Origin of the sequence: Dyadobacter diqingensis (assembly GCF_024220585.1) — a bacterium.
Lineage (GTDB): Bacteria > Bacteroidota > Bacteroidia > Cytophagales > Spirosomataceae > Dyadobacter > Dyadobacter diqingensis.
Genome location: NZ_JAMXKF010000009.1, coordinates 1 through 19,283 on the forward strand (window position 1 = coordinate 1; position 19,283 = coordinate 19,283).

Below are 19,283 nucleotides of genomic sequence, written 5' to 3' on the forward strand. Positions count from 1 at the left end.
TTAAGCCCGGAACCGCCGATGATACTTGGGTCAAACCTGGTAAAGTAGGTAGCCGCCACAATACTATTATACAATCCCATCTTTAAATAAGATGGGATTTTTTTGTTTGGGGGATGTTCTTTTTACGTCGATTAGGACGATTCATCCACGTTTGCTAAGTCTGACCACACATTTTATTACAAATTTCCATATCATTCTCCGCATAAGGTTTTAAATATCATCCTATTAATCCTTGCCGTCTGGCGCTGTAAATGGCTTCGATGGAGTTATTCACATCCAGTTTTTCCAAAATACGCTGTCTGTGTGTATTCACCGTGTGAACGCTGATTGAGAGTAGCCATGAAATCTCCTTGCTTAACTTACCATCGCTGATCATTTTGAGAATTTCTCTTTCCCTTACGGTGAGTGGCGTTGTTTCCGGTTCGTTTGGATCCACGGGATTAATAAACTCGCCGGTCCGGAAATTATGAATCTGAAATTTTACACCTTCCGACGCATGTTGGTTAGGTGAGATGTCAATAACTCCAAGAGATAGCCAGATATTCCCCTGAGCATCCTGTTCGAGCACCTGATGCTGTTCCATAACCTGTATGTAAACTTCATCCTTTGATAAAATTCTGTATTCATTAACCATTTTGTAAAACATCCGCTGCTCTGGTGGAAGTGACATGAGATATTTCATCGCTGTATATCCATTTTTTGCCAGCGCTTTAAGGTCCTCCGGATGGATCCTTCTGTCAAATACTTCATTTTCGACCTCGGTCTGATTTTCTGATATACCATAACCAAAAAGCTGATAGAAATTTCGGGAGGTGTACACATGTACTTTTTTATGCAAATCGTAAACAGTGACACCGCTGCTGCTGAGCTGTGCCATCGCTTTGATCAATGAAAGCTGTTTTTTCATGCGGCTGGAATCTGTACTGTCGATGTGCAGCGACGATGCTTCGGCTACCGGCAAGGATTGTTCCTGAAGATAAAACTCCTGTTTTGGTACACCGCGTAATGATAAATCAGTATTTCTTCTCATTTGAAAGTCGCCTTAATTTGTAAACGATTTGGCGGTCGATACTGCCGCGTCTACTAAGGACAACTCAGGAGGGGTTTACCTTTACCTGACCGCTAATATTTATTCAAAATCAATCAATAGCCATGAATTTTTCAGTGATCAGAAATGCGGATACAGAGTTTGGAAAGGTCATTGCCATAGCACTGGCCGGTCTTGGAAGGCATTTAATTTTATTGGGTAGAGATTTAGTCATGCTTGAAAGCATCGGAAGAAATCTGAGGACTCATTATCAGGTTAAAGTTTTCTTCTTTTTAGCGGAAGATCATTCAACCCAGGGTATTTTAAATGTCTGTGAAGTGATCAATAATGATTTTGAGGTTGATCTGTTTGTCAATTATACAGACATTGATTTTTACGGAAAGTTTATCGATCGCTCCATTCATAAACTGGATAGGGATCTGCGAACAAATTACCTATCAGGGCCGATTTACACGCATCAGTTGCTCCCAAATCTTATGCTGCATGCCAATGCCTATGTGCTCAATCTTTACCTCAGTTATGTCAGTAAGCCTTCACAGTGGACAACAATCCTGAAAGCTCAGAATATTAACTTTTCGAATTACCTTGGCGAGGATATGGAAGACTCAGGCGTAATTGTAAAGGCTTGTAATATCGAGATCAATGATATGAATAGGAGCACGAATGATTCTGACGAGTATTTAGCCCTTGCAAGGGCGTTACTGAATGACTTATTCCATCATCAGAACATGAATGTTTCAATTTAACATGTGAGATAACGGCTCATTCTCCCCAGACGGTCGCAATGAAGTGCCTGGAACCTCCATAGTCACGGTGTTCGCATAAATAGATGCCCTGCCAGGTTCCGAGGGCCAGTTTTCCATTTCGGATGGGGATCATGACAGAACTGCCAAGAATGGAAGCTTTCAAATGTGCAGGCATGTCGTCGGACCCTTCGTAGTCGTGCTGATAATCCGGGTCATTTTCACGAACCGTTTTATTGAAAAACATTTCAAAGTCCTTCCTGACAGTAGGATCGGCGTTCTCGTTGATGGTTAAAGAAGCGGAAGTATGCTGAATAAAAACCTGGCACATGCCTGTTTTAAACTCAGCAATTTGGGGTAAAGCGTAGAGGACCTCATTGGTGATGATATGAAATCCTCTACGTTTTTCTTTCAGCGCAAAGGCCTGCTGGTATATTTTCATGAATTATTCCTGATGTCTTTCACAAGAATAAGTAAATTTCAGGAAACCCCTTACAAACCTTTCGCCGTTTTTGTTTTTACTTCATCCAAAGCTGTCGCGATATCATTTTTGTCCATCACCTGCCCTTTTACAATCACGGCGTTGATTTTTTCAGTCGCGGCGATATTCAGAAGCGGATTTTCGTCCAGCAAAAGAATATCGGCTTTTTTGCCTGCTGACAAACTTCCATATTCCGTTTTATTCAGGAAAAGGGGAGAATTGATCACCGATGCCTGCAAAGCCTGAAGAGGTGTTAAGCCTCCTTTTACCATAAGCTGTAATTCTTTGTGCAGGCCAATGCCCGGATACACGTACGAGTTAAGATAACCTCCGTCTGTTCCGGCCATAATTTTCACACCGGCTTTTTGAAGTAAAGGCAATAATGCATTCGACTTTTCATTGTACATTTTTCGGTATGCAATGGCGTCTTTATCATCCTTCATCGCACGTTCCACACGCCCAACGTAGGTTTTTTGAAGCCCGGCTCCGATGTATTGCAAATAAGTATCCTTGCTGTGATCATCTTCGTCGATATGCGCGAGAAGATAAGGCAAGGATAGCGTAGGTGTTACAAAAACATGGTTTTTCGCCATTTTCTTATAAGTAGCCAAAGCTGCATTTTCATCAAAATCGGCGAGTATTTTGTTGCTTAGATCGCGCCCTTTCAGTTTACCGGAAGCAGAAAGCTCAGCTATTTCTTTCTCATTTTTTGTAGCGGCTCTTAGAATATACGACATATGTTCAATCGAACTGATTCCTGCGGTCATCACATCCTGCATGGTCAGTACCGATGGGATGTGGCCGGAAACCTGATAACCTCTTTTGCGCGCCTGACGAATACTTTCAAGAAACAAATCAGGTTTCATCGTATTGTCGGTGATTTTTACAAAATCTACTTTCAGGCCATCCAGAGAATCGAGGCCTTTTTTCAACTCTTCTGTGTTTGAAATTTCTATGTCGCCAAGCCATACAGACTTATAACCTTCCAGTTTGGGGCCGGATGTGAAAATGGTAGGACCGGCAAGTTTTCCCTTTTTGATCTCTTCACGCCATTCCAAAACGCTGTTGCTGATGTCGGCGGAGCAGTCGCGGACGGTTGTTACGCCATGGGCAAGGTAAAGCGGGAGCAGGTTTTTGTTTTCATGAACCAATGCTTCGCCACCGCCGAAATGAACGTGCATATCCCACAATCCGGGTATTGCGTATTTCCCTTTGGCAGAAAGTGTTTTGGCGGTTTCAAAACGGCGTGTTTTACTTTCGCTAAAAACACCCAGAATGGTATCGTTTCTTACGACAATAAACTGATTTGGGCTGATTTTTCCGGTTTTGACGTCAATCACATTGACGTCAGCGATGATGAGATCCGCCTTTGTTTTTTGTCCGAACGTTATTGTGGAAAGTAAAAGGAGCAGTAGGAACGGGAGTGATTTTTTCATTTAATTTTGAGTGGTAAGTATGAATTGATATTAACGTGCACCTGCTTTTTCGAGCATGGCAACAATTTCCTTGTATCCGTTCCGCCGGGCATGAACCAGTGAAGTGACACCGTCTTTATCCGGAATGTTGACATCGCAGCCCGCTTCGATCAGTAATTTCGTTATCCGGGTTTGTGTTTCAAGGCCACCCTTGCCGATGACCATAACTTCCAGCAACGCCGTCCAGCCCAGGTTATTGATGTGGTTGATCGGGAAACTTTTATCTTTCAGCAATTCTATAACCGTTTCGGTATGGCCTTTTTCACAGGCGGGGATTAGTGCGCTGCCGCCATATCGGTTGTAAACCTTGTAATCGGCGCCATTTTTAACACAAAGCTTTACGATTTCGGTAAAACCGGAAGCACCGGCGTACAGGAAGGGACTGTTTAGCATTTTATCCTGTGCGTTAACGTTCGCGCCGGCCTCGATCAGCAGTTTGGCAACGGGGATATCGTTACGATAAGTTGCTGCCATTAAAGGCGTCTCATTTTTACTGTTCCTGATTTCGAGATCTTTTTTCTGTTCAACGTATTTCTTTATTTCCCCGATATTGTTTTGCTCAATACACTGGAAAATATCCTGAGAAGTATTATTCATGGGTTTGATTTTTTGCGACTGACAATTTGAGCCTGAAAGCGGCATCAGCAGGGTTAGGGTCGTCAGTAAACGGGTGAGTGAAAGAATCATATGCGGTATATGTTCGGGTTATCTCACAAAATTAAGTGCTTAAAATCGGATAAAATGGCACAGATTATCACATTGACAGTACAGACTATATTCTTTTACGAAACGCGAGCGGGGTCTGACCGGTATATTTTCTGAAAAACCTGGAAAAATAGGAGGTATCATTAAAGCCAAGCTCGTATGCAATTTCTTTGATATCAGCCTGGGTGAGTGTCAGCATGCGTTTTGCTTCAAGCAAAATACGATCTCGGATCTGCTCACCGGCAGTTTGACCCGATTGTTTTTTACATACTGCATTAAGGTAGCTTGCGGTTACATGAAGGGTTTTTGCATAAAACGCCACATCGCTGTGCTGCCGGTACTGTTTTTCCAGCATGGTTAAAAAACTTTGAATCAGCCGGCTGTTTTTTTCGATAACACTGTGCTGGTGATTGGTTTCGTAAAACCGTTTCAGCAGCGATAAAACAATAAGCAGGCGGTTTTGTACGATACTTTTTGAATAGGCCAGATTTTGACTTACCTCTTTTTCGATGCCTGCCAGTTCGTTTTCAAGCTCCTGAAATTCGGGATGGGTGATCTTTAAAAACGGGATTGATTTGGGTTTGAAAAAAGGAGTGTCCGGATTCCCCGATACCAGAAATTCAGGTGCGTACAGGAGCTGATAACCACTGGTATCCGGCGACAGGTCCCATTGGTGTGCCTGGCCAGGTGCCAGAAAAAATACGGAATAATCCGTTACAGCATAATTTTCGAAATCAATGGAATGAATTCCCGAGCCATGTTGTACGATGAGCAACATAAAGAAATCATGTTTATGCGCTTCGGTAATCAGTGGCATATTGATGGGCGCATGATGCATGATTTTAAAGGATTCATCGGACGATGGAACCTTCATGATCTTATCAATTCCCAGAGTAGGTAGCATGGAGGTAAAAATAACCGAACTTTTCGTATAACACAAAACCAGCGCCTGTTGGATATTCGATCCGGGCGCTGGTTTCGATCAGGCTGCGTTGAGAAAAGGTTACATGCCCTTGATCACTTTTCGGAATGCACGTTCATTTCCCTGCTTGATTTCAAGAATATAAATGCCCGTTGGTAACGTTGAAATATCAATTTTTTTCTTTTCCGACGCATGTCCCTTTTCAATCTTCACCTGCCTGTGAAGGTGTCCGGCGCCCGCATCAAACAGATTGATTTCAATCGCTGCGTTGCTTTTGTTTTTCATGTCAATCGTGATATCGCTGACCGAAGGATTGGGGTACACCATCACCTCGTTATGAAGGTTCATACTTTCCAGCGGAGTCGCGAGTGGATTGATCAAAATCGCTGAATCGCTGAACGCCTGCCGGGCATTACTGGCGGTGGACGTAATGATAAAAGTGGGTGTTTCAGTAGCAGTAACGGTCAAATTTCCTGCTACCAGCGCTACTTCTTCCATGTCCATATTATCACTTCCGGCTTTGGGACGATAAATTTTTGCGCCCGTAAAATTGCCTAGATTAAGGGTATGACTGGCAGTTCTGCCTTTTTCATCCGGCACGGTGAGGATATAAAGTGATTTACCGTCCAGCTCGTATCTGTCGACAATCGGATCCTGATTTGTCGTTTCTTTATAGGCATATTCTCCAAAAAGTTTGTTCACCTGATAAAAATAATCAGCTGCCGGTCTGCGCGACATATCGGAATTGACCAGACCGGACGTTCCAAACATCCCACCAGAGTTGTTATCATCGTACATCTGGTAAAAGAATACCTTAGAAATACCATGACGTGCCGAGAATAAGGACGTTCTCAAAATCCAGTCTCCCTGTGTCTCCAAAGCGGTTTTACTGCCGATTGGAATCGCTTTCAACGGACTTTCCTGGTGCACATCATAACCTGCTTCGGTGATCCAGACAGGCATATCCTGCGAAAGATCGTGGGATACATTTACAAAACCATCCAGAATGGTGTTCGCAATAGTAACTTCGGGTGCCGCGCCGCGGGTAGAGGTTCCGCTTTGGGAAGAAGAACCGTTGTCGGTATACAAATGGAAATTGACGATATCCCAGCACAAGTTCACCGAACCGTCGGCCTTATAACCGCGGAATTCTTTACACCAGTCAACCATTCCCTTTACATAATCCGAACCGGTCACCAGTCCGGCAATAACTACTTTCATATTAGGGTCGGCGTTTTTTACACCGATTGCCGGTCCCATGGTGTTTTTATGCCCGTCATAAAAAGCCGACAGGTTGGCGGCATACTCACGGGCTGTCTGATAGCCCTTACGTCCTTTCCACCATTTGTCACGCTCGTTATCGCACTCAATGTACTTGATCAGGTTCAAACCGATTTTTACGGTATTCGGGGTGTCGTTATTCCATCTCGGAATGGTGTAAACACTCAGCAGAGCCGGGTCAACGGCGGTATTGCTTCCATAACGGGCAGCATACTGGAACGCTATCTTCGCTTGCTCGATGTACGACAAAGGGTCTGCGAAATCTTTTCCATAACGTACCGGAACATTTTCTCCGTCCCGCTGATCTTCCGGATAAGTACTTTGCATCCATCCGGGAATGGTTTTTAAATCGGCCAGTACTTCAATATTCGCTGCTTTGCACCGTTCGTAAATGGCATCATAGTTCCAACCGCCGCTCAGTGTCGGGTTAAAAGAATATACTCCTTCGGACGATTCCAGTTTTTCCCAGTCCATATAGTGACGGATTCCGGTAAAACTTTTGGCAACGTTCATGCGATTTTCGTTGATTTCCCAGGGCGTGTTTCCATCTTCAAAATTCCATTCATAGGCATTGACACCGAAGAGATCTCTCAGTTTGATGGTTTTTGCCGGAATTGGTGTTACTGGTTTTGTCCCGCCGCTATGGGTTCCGTACAATTCCATTTCCGTCGGAAGGCCGCTTTTTATGTTCAATACCAGATACCGGATATTGGTTACCGGTGCATCCAGTTTGAATTTGGCATTGCCGGAAAGCTGTCTGTCAGGATAGGGACCCACCCAGCCGTTGTATTCCTGTCCGGTAAATGTGGCTACCGGAATTCGTTCCCACTGATCGGTGATGACGGATAAGGTCATTGGATTGGCAGAAAAATTACCGGTGAAGTCAAAGAATTTAATACTTTCCAAAGACATCTGCTCGCCGTCGAGCAACGGATAATAGGCATCCCAGGAACTCAGAGCAAGTCCCCAGCCCAGTTGCACATCTGTTTGCGTATCGCCGTCGAAAAGACCGCCGAGGCCGTTTGCCGTATTATTCAACTGATACCAGCGTTTCGGGTCCAGTGTAATCTTAACGGCATTGGAAGGTTCTTCGGGAGTAGTTCCCGCTTGTATCACCTGTGTTCTGGTAACATTTTCCGCCGCTAAAAAACCTGCGCTTTCAGCTTGTGAGGCAGTAATGACAGCACTTCCCTCAGCAACGATCGCGGCTTTCCAGATCCCCGAAACATTGGCTACTGAAACAACTGCCGGATTGGAGGACGAGAAAGTAACGGGTACCTCTGTGTTGGTGCTGCTCGCGGACAGATCGAATGTACCGGAACCTGCAATACGTGCCGTAAGTTCGGCAAACGTGATCACTGCCGGTACTTTTTCGGGCACTGTAAGGTCTTTGACGGCCTCAAACCAGTTGAAATTAAAAGCGCCTTTTTTTGCATAAATTCTTAAAATCTGGCTTCCCGCCTGCAATGTGGCCGTTGTATTAATGGTGGTATAGGTTTGCCAGCCTCCTGTTTTGGGAACATCCACCTGCCCTAACACGGTACCGGCTGCATTTTTAATTTCAATGACACCACCGCCATAACTATTGGAAACACGGAAACTAAACGCATATACGCCCGCAGAAGCGACCTTAACGTTGTAGTCTATGAAGTCCTCGTCATCGATGTAGCTGACATTTTTATCACCGTTGACATCACCCGTATCTTCCGTTCTTATATCACTGGAAATATCATAGTTTTCGGCCTCGATTTTACCGGGCAACGACTTGGAGCCGACGGCTTCAAACCAGTTCAAGCTGAACACACCCTTTTTCGCAAAAACTCGTAAAACCTGATCGCCTGCCGGTAATGATGCAACAAGATTGGTTGTTCCCCAGCCCTGCATACCACCTGTACGCGGAAGGTTATTGATTTGTCCGAGGACGGTTCCGTTGGCTGACCTCAGTTCGAGCGAAGCGTCGTCGCTAAATCCATTGGCTACCCTGAAATGAAAAGTGTAAAGACCGGCCGCGTTTACTTTCACCTGATAATCCAGCCAGGCATTATCGCCTATCCATCCAACGTCCAGTCCACCGCCTGTGTCGGCCGTATTTTCGGTGGCAAGACCATTCACGGCAGAAAAATCCTCTGCTTCAATCTTACCGGGAATAATATTGGTTTTGGTTACTTCAAACCAGTTGAAATTGAAGGAACCTCTATTGGCATAAATTCTGATCACCTGACTTCCTGCGGTGAGAGAAGCAACGGCGCTCACCGTTGTGTAGGTTTGCCAGCCACCGGTTTGCGGCACGTTGACATTGCCAAGCACAGCTCCCGCAGCATTTTTTATTTCGATATTGCCGTTGCCATAACTATTGGACACCCGAAAATTGAAAACATAATTGCCCGCCGAGGATACGTTTACATTATAATCCAGATAGTCGCCATCGTCGATATAACTTACATTTTTAACACCATTGACGTCGCCGGTGTCTTCTGTTCTTACATCGCTGGAAAGATCGTAATTTTCAGCCTCGATTTTACCCGGTAATGTTTTTGAGCCCGTCGCTTCAAACCAGTTCAGGCTGAAAACACCTTTTTTTGCAAAAACACGCAAGGTTTGTTTTCCTGCCGGCAGATAGGTGATGAGGCTTGCATTGCCCCAGCCCTGCATGCCGCCGGTGCGTGGAAGATTATTAATTTCTCCCAAAACAGTTCCGTCAGCAGCTTTCAAAGAAAGCGAAGCATCATCACTGAATCCGTTTGCGACCCGAAATTTGAAAGTATATATACCCGCCGTCAGTACGGTCACTTCATAGTCCATCCAGCTGTCGTCACCGATCCATCCAATATCAAGGCCTCCGCCGACATCCTGTGTTGTTTCAGTGCCGGCAGTGTGTATGGCTGAATAAAACTCTGCCTCGATCTTTCCGGGAATCAGATTTTCCTGAACAGCTTCAAACCAGTTCAGGTTAAACAAACCGCTTTTTGCGAAAATTCTTATCGTTTGTGTGCCGGCCGGAATCACCGCCTGAGCGCTGACCGTCGTGTAGTTTTGCCATCCGCCGGTTTGTGGAATATTTACCTGGCCGAGCACAGCATTATCGGAATTGCGAATTTCCAGAATACCATTTCCATAACTATTGGCGACGCGAAAATTAAAAGTGTATGCGCCTGCTGCCGTAGCGTTGACCTGGTAATCCATCCAGTCGTTATCATCAATGTAGCCAACATTTTGTCCGCCGCCGGTATCGCCCGTAGTTTCTATGACTACGCCGTTCATTTGAACAAAATTTTCTGCTTCCAGTTTGCCCGGAAGAGCCGGGATAGTCTGGGAAAAACTCAAAAACACATTGCAAAGTAAGATTATGCAGAGGAGAAGTTTTTTCATATATTGATCTGTTTCATAATGTGTTGCAAAGATACAATTTGTTCGTGTCTTTGTAGATTGTTTTAAATTTTTTGTAGAAACACTTCGTACTGATATAGAAAATGATAGCCTGGTAAAATGCACCGACGCGTCATGTTATAAAAAACACAACGCGTCGGTTCAACAGAGCATTATTAGGCTGATTTTTTCTTTAATGATTTATCATTTCCTCACAAGCCTTCGCGCATTTTCGGCAAGCGTCGGCGCAGATTTCACAATGTTTCATTCCCATCTTCGCGTGTTTCTCGCATTCATCGGCACAGGCGTTGCAGACAGTGGCGCACACGGCACAAAGATCATTGGAAAATTCGCTGTCGAGTACCAGCAGCTGTGCTGTTGCGTAACATAAAGCAGCGCATTGCAAATCGAGATTAATACACTTTGCCTGCATGTTTACATCTTTTTCTTTCAGACAGGCACTCGCACAATAGTTGCAGGCGGCGGCACAGGCGTTACACAGGTCAATGCAATTTTGAAGTATCGGGCTGGTCATAATTCGTGAAGTAAGTGATTGATGAATTTAGTCGGGTGATTTACTAAAATCCTGCCAGCGGGTTATGAACCGGAGATGTTGCGATATCGCCACGGTGCACCACAGGACTTTTTGCCGGAGAAAGGTTATCTTTATGAAAATTTTGAAATTGATTGACTATGCTATTCAAACAAAAACACCTCGAAGGGATCAAGGCGGGAAACATTTCACTGGCTTTTCGTAAATGGAAAAGGCTATCGGTAAATGCGGGCAGCCTGATAAAAACCAGCGTAGGTGTGATAAAAATTATTTCAACAAAGGAAATTTCTCTTGGCGAAATAACTGACCCGGATGCTGCAAAAGCAGGATTTGCCAGTGCCCAGGCGCTGGTGCAGTTGCTGGAAAGCCAGAAAGAGGGGCTTATTTATAAAATTGAGCTAAGTTTTGATTCTGAGGACCCGCGTATTGAATTACGTGAAAAGGTAAGTCTGGAAGAGGAGGAATTTGAAACGCTGAAGGCGGCCCTTGATAATCTCGACAAGTTTAGCAAGGTGGGGAAATGGACGACGAAAACATTGCAGGCGATTCAGGAAAATCCTAAAATGAAAGCGGCTGATCTGGCTGTAAAAGCGAAAAAGGAGAAAGAATGGCTGAAATTAAATGTTCGTAAACTCAAAGGACTTGGGCTTACGATCAGCCATGAACCCGGCTATACTTTGTCGCCGAGAGGGGAAGAATATTTGAGGCTGATCACGAAATAAATGATTGCATGAAACCCGGTTCAGCCGGGTTTTTTTATTGCAAAATTCCTGACTAAGGGATCGTTTCTGTCTGGTAATTTGAGTAAATTGGGAATGGTTCTTTTAATATTTGAATATGTCTGATTGTGGTTACTAAATAAACATGTCTGCATATGAATAATGACGGACCGATAATAGTCATTGAGGATGATCTGGAAGACCAGTTTTTGATAGGGGAGACATTTAAAAATCTTGCTTACAGTAATCCGGTGGTGTTTTTTGAAGATGGTTACAGCGCGTTGGAGTATTTAAGAGAAACGCAGGAAAAGCCGTTGCTGATCCTATCGGATATTAACATGCCGAAAATTAACGGAAAGGAAGTGCGGGATTATATCCTCAACAGTGAGGAAATAAGTATAAAATGTATTCCTTATTTGTTCTTTACGACGGCGACCAGTCAAAAATTTATCACGGATGCGTATTGCACCTCAGTTCAGGGATTTTTTCAGAAACCTGCCTCTTTTCAGGATTTTGAAAAAACGATAAAGACGATCGTGGATTACTGGAAGATCAGTATCAGGCCGGAATCTTAATTGTTAAAATAATCATCATGATCACACTAACTTCCAGAATAGAATTAATCAGGGGTGATATAACAAAACTCCACGTGGATGCCATTGCAAACGCCGCGAATTCTTCCCTGCTTGGCGGTGGAGGAGTGGATGGAGCAATTCACCGGGTTGGCGGTCCCGCGATTTTGGAAGATTGTCGAAAAATTATTGCACGGCAGGGTGGCTGTAAAACAGGAGAGGCCGTGATTACGACGGCGGGCCGGTTGCCGGCTCAGTTTGTAATTCATACCGTCGGGCCGGTTTGGAATGGAGGAGAAAAGGGCGAGCCTGAAAAGCTGGCATCCTGTTATATCAATTCTTTGCAGCTGGCAGCGATTAACGGATGTAAATCTGTTGCTTTCCCTAACATCAGCACCGGTATTTATGGTTATCCCAAGTTTGAAGCTGCGCAAATTGCTGTTAAAACGGTTTCCGGTTTTTTGTTGAAAAATGATAAAATTGAGAAAGTGATCTTTGTTTGTTTCGACGAGGAGAATTATCTTTTTGTGCAGAAGCAATTGAATTTGCTGGGAATAACATTCTGAAAGAGATATTGGTAAATAGTACTATTCTGATGAAGTTTTAAATAATAAAAATATAATTATTTAAATAAGTCGCCTGCGAAAAAACATTATCAAAACGAAGAACTCAGGCCGGTAAATATTGTTCTCTAAACAGGGCTAATCCATTTATGATCAGGGTTGGTTTATTTTCTAACCAATTTGAACAATACGTTGAATTTACCAGAAAAGTACGACGCATACTCCGCACTTCGTTTTCCCGAATTTCGCTATTTCCTTGCCAACAGTTTTTTATACAGATCTGCGCTTCTGATACAGGAAGTGATCATTGGTTATGAGCTTTACCGGTTGACACATGATCCGCTGGCACTCGGTATGATCGGTCTGGCGGAGGTTGTTCCGTTTATTGCCGTGTCGCTTTTTGGAGGCCATGTGGCAGACCGCTACGACCGTCGGATTATCCTTCGGGCAAGCTTATCTGTGATCATCGCGGGGTCTGCCATTTTGTATTTTCTGTTTCAGCCAGAATGGATCGCTGCTTTGAGTAAGGAGCAACACCTGTTTTATGTGTATGCAGTATTTTTTCTGATTGGATTGGCCAAAGGATTTTATTCCCCCGCCTCGTCTTCGCTGAAACCGTTTTTGGTACCGAGAGAATTTTATTCCAATTCCTCCACATGGAGCAGTACGTTTTCGCAGGCCGGCGCAGTACTCGGCCCTGGGGTTGCGGGCTTTTTATACGTTTATCTGGGTCTTACACACACGTTGCTGGGGATTATGATCGCCATGGTCATTTGTTTGGTACTGATCACGCTGATCAGAACAAATCCGATCAATACGAATAAGGTCGCTGTTTCGATCTGGGAAAGCCTGAGAGACGGTTTGCGGTTTGTATTCAGCACCAAGATTATTTTATATGCCCTTTCGCTGGATATGTTTTCTGTTTTGTTTGGAGGGGTCATTGCCATTCTGCCAGTTTTTGCGGAGGATATCCTGCATGTAGGGCCGGAAGGGCTTGGGCTGCTAAGAGCGGCGCCTTCTGTCGGCGCATTGATTACGATGTTCGCCATGGCACATTTTCCGCCGACTCACCAGGCGTGGCGTAACATGCTGATAGCCGTCGCCGGTTTTGGGGTTTTTACGATCATCTTTTCCCTGTCGACCAACTTTTGGCTGTCCTGCGCTGCTTTATTTGCAACCGGTGTTTGTGACAGTATCAGTGTGGTGATCCGTCAAACCATTATGCAAATTTTCCCTCCTGATGAAATGCGTGGACGCGTGGCTTCGGTCAGCGGGATTTTTGTGAGCTCTTCCAACGAACTCGGCGCCTTTGAATCAGGATTGGCGGCGAGGCTGGCAGGTCCTATTCCAACGGTGCTGGCCGGAGGTGCGATCACGTTGTTGGTTGTGACCTACGTTTATACACGTTCGAAGGATCTGTTTGCTATGCGGCTGACGTAACGGCTGAGGAGGATTATTTAAGGCGTATTTTGTGCGGATAATTTTTTTGGAGATTGGTGTAAATGGTTGAATATCTCGTTTAGAATCATATCTTTATGAGTCGTGCAACGTTATTGAAACTCACACTCCCCCTCATGAACAGAATTAAGAGTATTGATGGCCTCAGAGCTATATCAATCGTAATGGTCTTGCTGGCTCACGCAAGACCTACCATGCCCCGGATTTTAACAGATCATTTTTTTTTCGATTTTATTGCCAACGCTGCACTGGGCGTCAGGATTTTCTTTGTTTTAAGTGGTTACCTGATCACCAAAATATTGATAATAGAAGAGGCCAAAACGGGATTTATTAACATCAGACACTTCTTTGTCCGAAGGATACTGCGAATCTTTCCCATTTTTTATCTCTACATCCTGGTAGTGGTGCTTTTGAAAATATCACATATTCCCAACATTATTGATAAAATCAGCGATGTTGTCCCGGCATTGTTTTATCTCTGGAATTATAAATTTCTGTGGGTGGATACCTCCGGCAACGCCAATTGGTTTTTAGGACATTTCTGGTCCTTGTCCATGGAGGAGCAATTTTATCTGTTGTGGCCTTTTGCTTTTGCCATTTTTTATTCAAAAAATTCCGGCTCCCTGTTTTTACGTGTATTGGTTGCTGTCATTGTCTTAATGCCCGTGTTAAGGGTTATGACTTACTTTCTGATGTCCGACAACCGCGGACAGATAGGCTGGATGTTGCATACCGGTGGTGATTCTATTTTGATAGGATGCCTGGGTGCACTGGTTGAAAAAACGGAAAGATTCAGGTCTGTTTTTGTTCATTATTTAAGCAACAAATGGCTGGTTGGTTTTACGCTGATATTTCTCTTCGTTGTTTCACCGATCTTGTCGATATCTTTTGGAGGGTCCTATCATTTACCGTTTGGAATAAGTCTGGACAATATTTTTATATTAATCCTAGTTTTCTGGATTATGTACGTACCCACACTTTTTGCAAAATTTCTGGATCATAAGGTGATGGTACATATCGGGATACTCTCTTATTCTTTGTACGTTTGGCAGCAGATATTTCTGACCGATATTCATAAATACTGGTTTAACCTGTTTCCGCAAAATCTGATTATTGTTTTCCTTGTTGGATTTTTCTCTTATTACGTCATCGAAAAACCGATTTTAGGATTGAAGAAAAAACTGAAACCTGCTGCTGCGAAAAACAGTGTTGACATACCGGTTGTGTAAACATGACCGTTTACAGCGGAAGAATAATGCAGTCGTTTATAATATTGTCAAGTAATTAATTTACCATTTAACCAATTCAAAATTAGCCTGAAAAATGAAGAGAATGTTATTGCTCATTACCCTGTTTTTTACCCTTTTCTCTGCCCACGGACAAACGATATACAGCAAGACTTTTGGTAACAAAAATAATAAACCTATCATCTTCATCCACGGCGGTCCGAGCGGAAATGCTGTACAATTTGAAGCGACAACGGCGCCTAAACTGGCGGAAAGAGGTTTTTATGTGATTGTTTATGACAGAAGAGGCGAAGGCCGCTCGGCAGATGAAAATGCTAAAATTACCTACAATGAAGCTTTTGACGATTTAAATGAGCTTTATAAAAAATACAACCTCACAAAGGCAAACCTCATCGGATTCAGTTTCGGAGGTTTGGTAACAACGCTCTTTTCAGAAAAATATCCGGAGAAGGTCAATTCGATTATCCTGGTCAGTGCGTTGTTTAACCAGCAGGAATCTTATAACCACATATTAAGTTCGGTCAGGAAGATTTATACAGAGAAAGGTGATACTGAAAACCTTAAAAAACTTGCCGAAGTGGAAAGTCTTGATAAAAATTCGGCGAAATATCGGGGAGGATGTTTCGCTTTGGCTTCCGAAAACGGATATTTTAAAGTGGCAAAACCCGATAAAGAAGCTGTGGAAATTTACCAGGGATATGAAACCGGTGAATTGTACAAAAGCAACATCAGAAATAAAAAAGCACCGGGACTTTTCTATAAAAATGAAACGAGGAATAACATCAATGTCAAGCCTGTTTTAGAAAATCTGAAGAAAAAGGGCATCCGTCTGTATGCTTTGTATGGCAAGCAGGACGGTATTTTTTCGCCATCACAAATGACCGGTATGAAGAATTTGGTAGGCGCCCAAAATTTCCATTTCCTCGATAATTGTTCTCACTACCTCTACGCAGACCAGCAAAAGGCGTTTTTGAGTAGTATTGAGGGGTGGTTGAAGTAATGATTTTGAATCAGCTTTGATTACTTTGGCAATAAATGGAACGAGCTCCCGGTAAGAATTTCCCTTCCGAGAGCTCGTTTCTGTTTATCACGATGCTTTAAAAAACTTAGAAAAAAACAACACCTGATAACCGATGGCATTGCCCCAGTATTCCCAGTTGTGCGCACCTTTCCGGCTGATGAAGTCGTGAGGGATGTTGTTGTCGAGCAGCTTGTTGTGCAGCTTCACATTTACCTGGTAGAAGAAATCTTCCGAACCGCAGTCGATGATTAACGGAAGTGATTTCGGTGTCAGCAAATGGGTCAAATTGATTACGCTGTGATCATCCCATCTTTCAGGGAATTCTGCATAAGACCCGAGTTTTTTGGCAATATCCCAGTTTAATGGAAAAGGGCGTATATCCACACCGCCGCTCATGCTGCCGGCTGCACCGAAAATGTCCTGATGTTTGAAGGCCAGATACAATGCACCATGGCCGCCCATGCTCAAACCGGTAATTGCACGGCCAGCGCGGGTATTGATGGTTTTATAATGTGCGTCAATCCAGGCGGGAAGCTCGGTGCTCACATAGGTTTCATATTTCAGACTGTTGTCAACCGGACTGTCAAAATACCAGCTCGAAAAGTTTCCGTCCGGACAAACGATGATCATTTTATATTGATCGGCATAATCTGCAACCGATTTTACTTTACTGATCCAGTCAGCCTGGTTGCCGCTGTAACCGTGAAGAAGATACAAAACCGGCAGTTTTTCGCTGGTTGTTGCGACATCTGGTGTGATGACCACGGCCTTAATGTTCTTACGCATCGATTGACTGTATGTAGAAACCGTGTCAACCTTCGACGCTTTTACTGAAATAAGGGTAATAAAAAGTAACAGGAATGTAAGCAGTTGTTTCATTTTTCGAAATAAATTTTTGAAGAATAAAGGATAAAACGGATTTTGGTTACTTATGTAATGGACTGAATATAAAGTTTAAAGAATGTTGATCTGTATATAATTATAGTTGTTCTTTATTTATTATATATTTGGTTCTTAACCTTTCAATCAGCTAAAAATATTTATGGAAATCAATCACTCGGATTCACGTCAGGTAAGTTTTCATGGCGAAGGTAGCAAACTGTTTGGCATCTACATTGTCAATTTATTACTGATGATCTTCACATTGGGACTATATTATCCCTGGGCCAAAGCAGCGGTGTTGCGTTATGTATATCAGGAAACGGAGTTCGAAGGGAGCAGGTTTGCATTTCATGGCACGGGTAAAGAAATGTTTAAAGGGTTTATCAAAGCAGTCGGAATTTTTGTGGTGATCTACGCCATTCTGATTCTGGCGGTTTGGTCACGGAACAACGTGATCCTATCGTTGGGCATGATTACTTTTTACGCGGCTATTCTGCTGTTAATCCCGGTTGCTATTCATGGTGCGCTGAAATACCGCATGTCGAGAACTTCGTGGCGGGGTATACATTTTGGCTATCGCGGTGATTTGAAAGAATTCGTTCAGGAGTTTGTGATCGGCGGGTTGTTAACGATAGCCACACTGGGTATTTATTCGTTCTGGTTTACCGTCAAGCTGAGGAAATACATTTTTAGTCATCTTCGTTTTGGAAATATTGAGTTTGCTTACAACGGAGATGGTACCGAGTACTTCAAACTGAATGTCAAAGGATATTTTCTGAGTTTGTTCACCCTGGGCGTGTATTTTTTCTGGTACGTGAAAGATCTGTTTGCTTTTTTTATTGATAACCTGGAAATGAACCAGGAAGGCAATGTGTTGAAATTCCGTTCAACAGCAACGGCTGGCGGCTATTTTCAACTGATTGCCGGAAATTTGCTCATTATTATTTTTTCACTCGGACTGGCGGCGCCCTGGGCTACTGTGCGCACCATCAATTTTATTTTTTCCAATATCATCATCGACGGCCCTCTGGATACTGATTCTATCAAACAGACCGAAATGGATTACAGCGATGCCACTGGCGAAGACATATCCGACATGATGGATATCGGCCTGATTTAACGATATTTGTTCATGCAGTCATTTGATATTTTGTATTATGATGGGAAAACCTCAGTTTCCCATCAGGCTTCTTTGTCGCTTGAAAAAGATTACTGGCTTATTCAGTATGATCAGGAATTTGAAAAACAATCTGTTCGCTGGGAAGTAGGACAGGTGGAAAGGGATATGGGATTTAACTCCCTGTTCATTTTTCGTTATGGAGATTTTCCACGGCAAACGCTGGAATGCAAAGACGAAAATCTGCTCATTGAATTAAGACAGCTCTACCCTGACAAGGCTTTTTTCGATAAAAAGCTTAATGTTCTGTTACATAAGAATACCACGGTTCTGGTAGGGTTAACTCTTGGCTTAATTGGTATTTTGCTGGTTTCCTATTTTTATATTCTCCCCTGGTTTTCTGAAAAAGTTGCAGAGCATATACCGGTGAGCACCGAGATAAGCCTCGGTGACACCATGTTTGAAAATACCATTAATCATTACAAAAAAAATGACAGTCTGACGGCGCGGGTCAACGATTTTGTAAAAGAAATTGACTTCAAAACAAATTATCCGATTAAGGTCACCGTTGTGCACGAAGATGATATGAATGCATTTGCATTACCTGGCGGGAACATCATTGTTTTTGATAAAATACTGGGTAAAATGAAGTCTGCTGATGAGCTGGCGGCACTTCTTGCGCATGAAGTTTCGCACGTGCATTACCGGCATTCGCTGAAAAATATTTTTCGGAGTTTGTCGGGATACCTGGTGATATCGTTGCTCTTTAATGATATTAACGGTATTACAGCGATTTTGGCGGATAACTCCAATATGCTGCTAAACCTGAGTTACTCCCGAAATCTTGAAACGGAAGCGGACGAAAAGGCGGTGGAGATATTAAAAGCCAATGGTTTGAATCTGAATGGTTTGGTAGAATTGTTTACTTTGTTGGAATCGGAAACTAATAAGGTTGCGACGATTAAACTGTTAAGTACGCACCCGCTCACAACGGAAAGAATTGCTTTTGCCAGAGAAGTTGCGCGACAGCAAAATGCGCCGGTAAAGAAAGAAAATCTCGAAAAAAAGTGGCAGGCAATTGGCGCTGAAAGGCTCAAATAGAATGCAGTGTGTTTGATGGCACTGTTTTT

At 43.4% G+C, this 19,283-nt stretch carries 17 protein-coding genes; 9 read left to right on the forward strand and 8 right to left on the reverse strand.

Annotated elements, in window-relative coordinates; translation table 11 throughout:
* Positions 1–217: 217 nt before the first annotated feature.
* Positions 218–1,030 carry a LuxR C-terminal-related transcriptional regulator gene (locus M1L62_RS21475; RefSeq protein ID WP_254561686.1) on the reverse strand — a complete coding sequence of 271 codons (813 nt, stop codon included), beginning with the start codon at positions 1,028–1,030 and terminating at the stop codon, positions 218–220.
* Positions 1,031–1,152: 122 nt separating this feature from the next.
* Here M1L62_RS21475 and M1L62_RS21480 point away from each other — a divergent pair, with 122 nt between their 5' ends.
* On the forward strand, positions 1,153–1,794 hold the full coding sequence (locus tag M1L62_RS21480; RefSeq protein WP_254561687.1) for an SDR family oxidoreductase: 642 nt from the start codon (positions 1,153–1,155) through the stop codon (positions 1,792–1,794).
* A gap of 16 nt (positions 1,795–1,810) precedes the next feature.
* Here M1L62_RS21480 and M1L62_RS21485 read toward each other — a convergent pair whose 3' ends face one another.
* The 6 genes from M1L62_RS21485 to M1L62_RS21510 all read right to left on the reverse strand — a co-directional run bounded on the left by M1L62_RS21485 (position 1,811) and on the right by M1L62_RS21510 (position 10,556).
* Complete coding sequence (locus tag M1L62_RS21485; RefSeq protein ID WP_254561688.1) at positions 1,811–2,233, reverse strand: secondary thiamine-phosphate synthase enzyme YjbQ; 423 nt, start codon at positions 2,231–2,233, stop codon at positions 1,811–1,813.
* Positions 2,234–2,283: 50 nt separating this feature from the next.
* Positions 2,284–3,708 carry an amidohydrolase family protein gene (locus M1L62_RS21490; RefSeq protein WP_254561689.1) on the reverse strand — a complete coding sequence of 475 codons (1,425 nt, stop codon included), beginning with the start codon at positions 3,706–3,708 and terminating at the stop codon, positions 2,284–2,286.
* A 30-nt stretch (positions 3,709–3,738) separates the two neighbouring features.
* Positions 3,739–4,434 (reverse strand): ankyrin repeat domain-containing protein, encoded by a 696-nt coding sequence (locus M1L62_RS21495; protein WP_254561690.1) that lies wholly within the window; start codon positions 4,432–4,434, stop codon positions 3,739–3,741.
* A gap of 85 nt (positions 4,435–4,519) precedes the next feature.
* Positions 4,520–5,356, reverse strand: a complete 837-nt coding sequence (locus tag M1L62_RS21500; RefSeq protein WP_254561691.1) for a helix-turn-helix domain-containing protein — start codon at positions 5,354–5,356, stop codon at positions 4,520–4,522.
* Between the two features lie 99 nt (positions 5,357–5,455).
* On the reverse strand, positions 5,456–10,024 hold the full coding sequence (locus tag M1L62_RS21505; protein ID WP_254561692.1) for a carbohydrate-binding protein: 4,569 nt from the start codon (positions 10,022–10,024) through the stop codon (positions 5,456–5,458).
* Between the two features lie 190 nt (positions 10,025–10,214).
* Positions 10,215–10,556 carry a four-helix bundle copper-binding protein gene (locus tag M1L62_RS21510; protein WP_310589995.1) on the reverse strand — a complete coding sequence of 114 codons (342 nt, stop codon included), beginning with the start codon at positions 10,554–10,556 and terminating at the stop codon, positions 10,215–10,217.
* A 158-nt stretch (positions 10,557–10,714) separates the two neighbouring features.
* On the opposite strand from M1L62_RS21510, the gene M1L62_RS21515 reads away from it, so the two are divergent.
* From M1L62_RS21515 to M1L62_RS21540, 6 genes are all read left to right on the forward strand, one after another.
* Positions 10,715–11,296 (forward strand): ASCH domain-containing protein, encoded by a 582-nt coding sequence (locus M1L62_RS21515; RefSeq protein WP_254561693.1) that lies wholly within the window; start codon positions 10,715–10,717, stop codon positions 11,294–11,296.
* Between the two features lie 152 nt (positions 11,297–11,448).
* Entirely contained in the window at positions 11,449–11,868 is a 420-nt protein-coding gene (locus M1L62_RS21520) for a response regulator (protein WP_254561694.1), read from the forward strand.
* A gap of 17 nt (positions 11,869–11,885) precedes the next feature.
* Positions 11,886–12,431, forward strand: a complete 546-nt coding sequence (locus M1L62_RS21525) for an O-acetyl-ADP-ribose deacetylase (protein ID WP_254561695.1) — start codon at positions 11,886–11,888, stop codon at positions 12,429–12,431.
* A gap of 189 nt (positions 12,432–12,620) precedes the next feature.
* A complete protein-coding gene (locus tag M1L62_RS21530; protein WP_254561696.1) occupies positions 12,621–13,868 on the forward strand; it encodes an MFS transporter in 1,248 nt (415 codons plus the stop codon).
* Between the two features lie 134 nt (positions 13,869–14,002).
* Complete coding sequence (locus tag M1L62_RS21535) at positions 14,003–15,115, forward strand: acyltransferase family protein (protein WP_254561697.1); 1,113 nt, start codon at positions 14,003–14,005, stop codon at positions 15,113–15,115.
* Positions 15,116–15,209: 94 nt separating this feature from the next.
* On the forward strand, positions 15,210–16,133 hold the full coding sequence (locus tag M1L62_RS21540) for an alpha/beta fold hydrolase (RefSeq protein ID WP_254561698.1): 924 nt from the start codon (positions 15,210–15,212) through the stop codon (positions 16,131–16,133).
* Between the two features lie 87 nt (positions 16,134–16,220).
* Here M1L62_RS21540 and M1L62_RS21545 read toward each other — a convergent pair whose 3' ends face one another.
* Positions 16,221–17,033: an alpha/beta hydrolase gene (locus M1L62_RS21545; protein WP_254561699.1), complete on the reverse strand. Its 813-nt coding sequence runs from the start codon at positions 17,031–17,033 to the stop codon at positions 16,221–16,223.
* Between the two features lie 163 nt (positions 17,034–17,196).
* On the opposite strand from M1L62_RS21545, the gene M1L62_RS21550 reads away from it, so the two are divergent.
* Positions 17,197–18,156 carry a YjgN family protein gene (locus M1L62_RS21550; protein ID WP_254561700.1) on the forward strand — a complete coding sequence of 320 codons (960 nt, stop codon included), beginning with the start codon at positions 17,197–17,199 and terminating at the stop codon, positions 18,154–18,156.
* Positions 18,157–18,168: 12 nt separating this feature from the next.
* Complete coding sequence (locus M1L62_RS21555; RefSeq protein WP_254561701.1) at positions 18,169–19,254, forward strand: M48 family metallopeptidase; 1,086 nt, start codon at positions 18,169–18,171, stop codon at positions 19,252–19,254.
* The last annotated feature ends 29 nt before the right edge of the window (positions 19,255–19,283 follow it).